Here is a 4,942-nt window from a genome sequence, read left to right as displayed (position 1 = left end):
AAACAGTATTTGCCTATGATTTTGAAGGGAAAAGACATGATGTCGGAGTTGTAGATGGCTTTGTAAAAACTACCATTGAATTTGCGYTGCAACGTCCTGAATTGAGAGACGACATTTTAAGAGAATTGGAAAGTATACTCAAAAAGCATAAGGCAGTTAAGTAGTTTTTTTACATTAATTCTTATGAGATTATCTTTAACTTTAACTAGGCTAATGGATAGGAATTTATAACAACAAGGGCAAAGGATAGTTTAATCATTTGCTTTGTTGTTTGCTGCATTTTTATTAAAAATGATGAATCTAAATGAAAAAGTTTAAAATATCAATCAGGCGTGACATAGACCTTTGCGATTATTTTATAGTTTAATATATAAACTATTGTAATGTGTATTAAGTGATCCCTAAAGATAATTGAGAACAAAAGATTCAAGAGATGTTAGATAATAAAGTTGATATTTTTATCATGGGTATATTTAGAAGTGAAAGTGCTATTTTCATATAGATTATTGTGAAGTAATATACTTACTAAGACAGAGGGAATATATAGCTTAATAATCAAAGTAAAGCTCTATAAAATTAGTAATAAAAAGTCACCAACTATTGAAAATTTATTGTTGCTATTATTTATCCTTGGAAAGATAATTGTGATTTTGAATCAGGTGAAAATTTAATCAAAAAAGGGGATGCCCAGTTAGTGAATAAGAAAGTATTAAAAAGAAAAATCGATTTCCTTAAAGAACCAATTGTTAATTATTTATCAAAGGAAAATCATCAGCGTGTAAATAATTATGCAAAGTTTTATGATAAGTTAATTGTGAAAAAAAACACTATATTTTATGAGAGTCGCGATGGGAATAGTATCACTGACAGTCCATACGCGATGTTTAAATATATGATAGGAAATCAAGACTTTAAAGATTTTGTGCATATATGGTCTATTCAAGATTTTAGTGCGCTTTCAGGTGTAATATCAACGTATAAAGACATGCCTAATGTTAAATTTGTTCAACGTAACTCAAAGGACTATTTTAAGTATTTAGCAACAAGTGAGTACCTAATTAATAATTCAACATTCCAGTCTTTTTTTATACCAAAAAATGATCAAGTTTATATTAATACTTGGCACGGTACACCGCTTAAAAATATGGGTTTTGATATACCGGGTAATCCATCACTCTCTCAAAACGTTTTAAGGAACTTTTTAAGCACAGAATACATTTTGAGTCCTAATGCTCATACTACCAAAATATTTACTGAAAGCTATAAATTAAACGGATTGTATAAAGGGAAAATTATCGAAGAAGGATATCCAAGAATTGACTTAACTCTGAATACAAATCCTGAAGAGTTTAATGATTATTTAAGAACTTTAGGTTTAGGAATCAATGGTAGTAAGGAGAATATTTTATACGCTCCAACTTGGAAGGGAACAAATCTTTCTAAAGTGAATAACGATGTTCTTCAAATCATTGCAGATATAAATTATTTAGAAAGTCAAATCGGTGATCAATATAATATTTTGATTAAGGTGCACCCTTATCTTTATAAAGAAGCTAATAAGCACACAGAAATCAAGGAAAGATTGATCCCTGATTATGTGGATACAAATGAATTGCTTGCTACTGTTGATTTGCTTATTACTGATTATTCTAGTATTTTCTTTGATTTCCTTGTTACCAATAAGCCAATTCTATTTTACACTTGGGATGCTGATGTTTATACAGAGCAAAGAGGGCAATATCTTAAAAATGATGAACTTCCTGGCCCGATGCTTTTTAACTCGAAAGAATTAGTTAATGCAATTAAGGATATTAAAAATGTGAAAATGAGTTATTGTGAAAAATATAAAATGATGCAGGAGAAATTCACGAACTATGAAGATGGGAAAGTAACAGAGCGAATTGTCCTTAATATATTCAATAGGTCTTCGAAAGAACTCAACACCATTACTGGTCTAGATTCCTCAAAGGAAAAAATATTAATATATCCGGGAGGTATGAGAAATAACGGGATTACATCTTCTTTCCTCAATTTAATGAATAACATAGACTATGAGAAATATGATGTTAGTTGTTTTACTGCTACTCCTCACTCTAAAGAAGTCTTGAAAAATTTGGACAAGGTAAATAAGAATGTGCGTTTTCTTTTTAAACCTGGACTACCTGCTTATAAATTTTTTGAAGTATATAGGAATAAATTTATTAATAATAGAGGGGAAAGAGGTTTTTTAGGGAAAAAGCTTTACCCCGAAAATGCATATGTTAGAGAACATGCACGCTTATTCGGTAAAACTAAATTTGACTTTGTTATTGATTTTAGTGGGTATAGTCTTTATTGGGCTAAATTTCTCTTGTCCGCAGATGCAAAAAAGAAAATTTGTTATTTGCATAATGATTTGCTCTCTGAGAGTGAGAAAATTATTAATGGAAAGAGACCTCATCGTATAAATCTGAGGGGACTTTTTTCCGTATATAATCGATTTGATAAACTTGTAAGTGTTTCTAAGGGAACAATGGAATTAAACCGAAAGAATTTGTTAGAGTATGCAGACTATGATAAATTCGATTATGTTATGAATTCTATCAACCCAGAGAAAATCCTTCAAATTGAATCAAAGGAACTGGAAGTTATAGAAAATGACGAAAAGTCATTGATTACAGAAAATTTCAAAGCCAGAGCGATATTAAAGGGTATTAATAAATACTACGCTTGGAATATCCTTCCTGGTAATTTGGGTGCAACTAAGTTTCGTCTAGGAAAACGATTTGAAAATGCTGAAATTGTGATTTCAAGAAAAGCAAGAGATGAGTATAATACTTTTTGCAAATTCAGTTTTAACAATCAAATTATTGGCTGGATAACCGATGAGGCCATTGAGTTAATGCCTGACAATATTATTTACGAAAAAGATCTTGATAAAATCGCAAAACTGGTAAGACCAGGGGGAAACCATATTTGGTCTAAACCATACAAGGTTGAAGGCACATACAAAGTTTCTACTAGTCTAGATTTTAAAGGTATTATTGTGAAAGTTGATAAGGAAGTAAAAACACAACATTCGATATATAGTAGAATTTCAATTAATGATACGTTAATAGGGTGGATAGATAATTCAGCTTTATCTATTCTTGAACATTGTTCAATTTATGAAAATTCGAGCAATATAGACAAGAAGAAAATTCATTTAAAAAGAAAGTATATTATATCTAGAAATTACAAAAAGAATAAGAATATAATTGATAATATTGAAAATAGAACTTTGAAAGAAATAAACATTAGTACGCAAATGTATGGAGTAATAACTAAACCAGAAAACCATAAAATTTGGACAAAAGCTTATCCAAATTTTAATGCTAAAAAAATAACTAAAGCAAAAGAGTTTGAAGGTCAAATTGCAAATATTATTAAAGTAAATAAAACCATAAAAGGTATTTATTATCTTTTTGAAATAGATAATGAAAAAATTGGGTGGCTGGATACCAGAGCATTTAAAATTATAGATACACCAATAAAGTTAAAAGAGAGAGAAGTACAGAGCACTTCAGAAATTAATTTTGGGGAAAAGGATTATATTTGGAATAAACCGTATGGGTTACAAGGTGCTAAGACGACGGTGGAAAATTTAAAAAGCCTTAATGGAAGTATAGTCAGTGTAGATAGGGAGGCAGTTACTCTAAAGGGTACTTATTCTCATATAATAAAGGATGGTGTATCTCTAGGCTGGTTAGATAATAATGCTTTAAAAATAAAAGAAGTTTTTGGATTGGAGGTGGATAATCAATTTATCCCGTATCCCAGAAAAGATAATTTTAATTTTGTCAACATGGGTAGATTATCTCCAGAAAAAGGACAAGATAATTTGATTTATGCATTTGCAAGGTTCCAAAAGGAACACAAAAATAGTAAGCTTTATATCTTAGGCCAGGGTCCTTTAAAGGAAGATTTACAGGCCTTAATCAATGAGCTAGATTTGAATAACTCAGTTCATCTTTTAGGACAACTTGAAAATCCTTTTTCGTTTATGAAAAAATGTGACTGTTTTGTTCTTTCTTCACATTATGAAGGTCAACCTATGGTTTTGTTAGAGGCGATGACTTTAGGAATGAAAATTATGGCTACTGATATAATTGCTAATCGAACCGTTTTGGAAGACGGGAAATATGGTTTGCTTGTTGAAGATAGCATTAATGGACTTGAAAAAGGTTTATACTCTACGGTTAGAAAAGAGAATCTCAAAATAGAAAAATTTGATTACAATCAATATAATTCTTTAGCTATGGAAACATTTAATAAATGCTTATAAAGTAGTGGGCAGGTTCTTTTCTCAAATTCAATGAGAAAGGAGTCTGCCCCACTCTATGAATAATCAAAGGACACGAAAAAAGCACAATTGATTTCGGGATACATATTAATTATTTCATCATGGACTTGAAAAAATAATTAATAGTTCAATCGTTTGAAGCGCCATATAACTGATACTGCCATGAATTCGTTTTCAGTTATACCAATCCTTGATATACTGAAAGATACTAGATTTGCTGGTTCAAAAGTCATATGTCTTGTTTGAGTGACTTTTTCATTTTTCATGGAGTATGAAAAGGAATGTATACCCTTAATTTTAATGTTAAAGGTTTTTTAGATTGAAAGGAGTAAATAATTTGATTTTGGTCGTTGGCGGTGCAGGTTATATTGGGAGTCATCTTGTAAAAGAGTTAGTAAATACAGAAGAGGTTATTATTCTAGATAATCTCTCAACGGGTTTTCGTTCGCTGGTGGATTCGAAGGCCATCTTGATAGAAGGGGATTTAGGGGATGAAGCGGTTTTAAATGATATATTCCTTAAATATCCAATTAAAGCTGTTATGCATTTTGCTGCTAATAGTTTAGTTGGTGAGTCTGTTCAAGACCCTTATAAATACTATGAAAATAATGTAAATAATGT

2 protein-coding genes are annotated in these 4,942 nt (G+C 30.4%); both read left to right on the top strand.

Annotation, left to right across the window (positions count from 1 at the left end; genetic code table 11):
• Positions 1-694: 694 nt before the first annotated feature.
• Positions 695-4,303, top strand: a complete 3,609-nt coding sequence (locus AC1DUW_RS20970; protein WP_477643361.1) for a CDP-glycerol glycerophosphotransferase family protein — start codon at positions 695-697, stop codon at positions 4,301-4,303.
• Between the two features lie 355 nt (positions 4,304-4,658).
• Positions 4,659-4,942: NAD-dependent epimerase/dehydratase family protein (locus AC1DUW_RS20965; RefSeq protein ID WP_477643360.1), on the top strand; the 284-nt coding region annotated here is incomplete at its 3' end.

This window comes from Peribacillus sp. P4_C12, assembly GCF_056402095.1.
Note: the sequence above shows the minus strand (reverse complement) of the source record. Positions and strands in the feature narration are given on the sequence as shown.